This is a genomic window from Actinoplanes sp. NPDC024001 (assembly GCF_040638955.1).
Classification (GTDB): Bacteria; Actinomycetota; Actinomycetes; order Mycobacteriales; family Micromonosporaceae; genus Actinoplanes.
On the sequence record NZ_JBEZZB010000354.1, the window covers coordinates 1 to 2,321 of the forward strand.

Annotated in this window: 2 protein-coding genes; both read left to right on the plus strand. The window is 74.3% G+C overall.

The window, feature by feature from the left end; genetic code table 11:
• The first annotated feature begins 124 nt into the window (after nucleotides 1-124).
• Nucleotides 125-2,050 carry a hypothetical protein gene (locus tag AB0F81_RS51070; protein ID WP_360211694.1) on the plus strand — a complete coding sequence of 642 codons (1,926 nt, stop codon included), beginning with the start codon at nucleotides 125-127 and terminating at the stop codon, nucleotides 2,048-2,050.
• Nucleotides 2,047-2,321 (plus strand): hypothetical protein (locus tag AB0F81_RS51075; protein WP_360211697.1); only part of this gene is annotated, 275 nt, incomplete at its 3' end. The genes AB0F81_RS51070 and AB0F81_RS51075, both read left to right, overlap by 4 nt.

Genomic DNA, 2,321 nt, shown 5'->3' on the forward strand with positions numbered 1-2,321 from the left:
CCGCGACCGGCCGGACGCCGCCCGCCACGCTGCCGAGCTGGGGCGACGTGGTCGGCGCGACCCGGGACATCTACGCCGCCGTGACCGGGCGCCCGGTGCCGGTGGCCGCGGGGGCTGTTGGTCGATGACTGTCACGACGGCCGGCCCCGCGACCGGTCGACTGTCCGCAGGACGTACCCGATCGGCAGGCCGGGCCTGGATCGCCGGCGCCGGGTGTGCGCTGACGCTCGCCGTCGCGGCGGCGGCCGGGGCCGCCGCCCTGGTGACCGCCTACCGCCGGGCCGAATGGGGAGAGAGCGGGCAGCAGTTCGCCTGGTTCTGGGCCGGCATGCTGATCTTCACGCTGCCGGCCACCTTCTGGGCGGTGCGCCGCGGCACCGGCGCCCGGCTGCGCCTGGCCGTGCTGGTCGGTTACGCCTGCTTCACCTACCTGCCCAAACTCCTGCGCAACCCGGCCGGCCCGCTCTACCACGACGAGTACGCGCACTGGGGCCAGAGCCACGACATCCTGCTCGACGGCCGGCTCTTCGAGCAGAACCCGATCGTCCGGGTGATCGGCGACTACCCGGGACTGCACGCCACCGTCGCCTCGCTGGCCGCGCTGACCGGCCTCACCGTCTGGCACGCCGCGCTGCTGATCCTGGTGCTCGCCCACGTGCTGGCCGTTCTCGGTGTCGCGGCGCTCGCCGGGCAGCTCTGGCCGGACGGCCGGGTCGGTGCGGCGGCCGCCATCGTCTACAGCCTGAACAGCTCGTTCCTCTTCTTCGACACCCAGCTCGGCTACGAGTCGCTGGCGATCAGCGTGCTCGTCTGGGCTCTGGTGACCGGCCTGCGCGCGATCCGGGCCGGCAGCGTGGGGGCCCGGGCCGGCTGGGTGGCACTGACCGCGGTGCTCGCCGTCGCGATCACGGCCACCCACCACCTGACCGCGCTCTGGCTGACCGGGATGTTCATCCTGCTGGCGCTGGCCTGCACGGTCCACTCGATCCGGAACCACGTGCTGGTCGTCCCGGCCCGTACCGCGTGGGCGCTGACCTGCGCCGCGGCCGTCGTGGTGGCGCTCTGGATGGGTGCCGTCGCGCCGCGGACCGGCAGCTACCTCGATCCCTACCTGGGCCGGGCGCTCGACCAGTTCAGCGGGCTCGCCGGTGGCGGCGCCGGCGGCCGGACCCTGTTCAGCCAGTCGATCGCGCCCTGGTGGGAGCAGAACGCGGCGTTCGTGGCCCCGGTCTGCGCGCTGTTCTTCATGGTCGGCGCGGCCGCCCTCTGGTGGCGCCGCCGGCACCGGGCCGAACCGGTCACCCGGGCCGCCTCCGCCGCGATGCTCGCGCTGGGCGCGCTCTACTTCCCGGCGACCCTGCTGATCCTCACCCCGGCCGGGGCGGAGGGCGCGCGCCGGTCCTGGGCGTTCAGCTACCTCGGCATCGCCATCGTGGTGGCCCCGCTGGTCATCGCCGTGCTGGACCGGGCCCGCCGGCGCCGGGCCCTGCACCCGGTGGCGGCCGGAGCGCTGCTCGCCGTGTGCGCGCTGATGCTGGTCGGCAACAACGCGGCCGGGATGAACCCGTCGTACCGGTTCCCCGGGCCGCCGGTGTTCGGGTCGGACACCCGCGCCGCCACCCCGGAGGTGCTGGCCGCGGCGGCGTGGCTGCGCGCCACCCAGGGGCGGGAGGCCCGGCTGGTCGCCGACCGCTACTCCGGCCTGATCTTCGGCTCCTACGGCGAGCAGGAGCCGACCACCGGATCGGCCACCTTCCCGGCGTACGACCTCTACCGGGCGCAGCCGGGCGAGCCGATGCCCGCCGCGCTGCTGCACCAGCTGCGCAGCTGGCGGTTCGAGTTCCTGGTCGTCGACCGGCGGATGGCCGAGCAGGTTCCGGACATCAAGATCTACTTCGAGACGAACGAGCCGATCCCGCACGACGGGCGGCCCGCGTTCACCCCGGCGCAGCTGACCAAGTTCGATCACCTGCCCTGGCTGATCAAGATGTACGACGGTCCGCACGTCGCGATCTACCGCTTCGACTTCGACAGCCTGGGACTGCGATGACCATTCTGCTGCTGCTGCTTCTCGCGTACACCGGCCTCGGTGGCATCGTGGCGGCCGATGGCCGCCCGTGGGTGGCGGTGCCGCTGTGCCTGATCGCGTTCGCCGCGATCGGGGAGCTGTGGGTGCGGGCGTTCACCGGTCCGCGCGGGCCGCGGCCCGGAACCGGGCTGGGCGCGCTCGCGGGGCTGGTGACGCTGCCGCTGGTCGCGCTCGCCGTGCATGCGGCCGGCGCGCCGGTGCGGCTGATCCCGCTGGTGGCGGGCGCTGCGGT

Excerpts from the sequence above, each read along its gene's own strand:
- AB0F81_RS51070 (WP_360211694.1), top strand. The coding sequence starts at position 125 with ATGACTGTCACGACGGCCGGCCCCGCGACCGGTCGACTGTCCGCAGGA.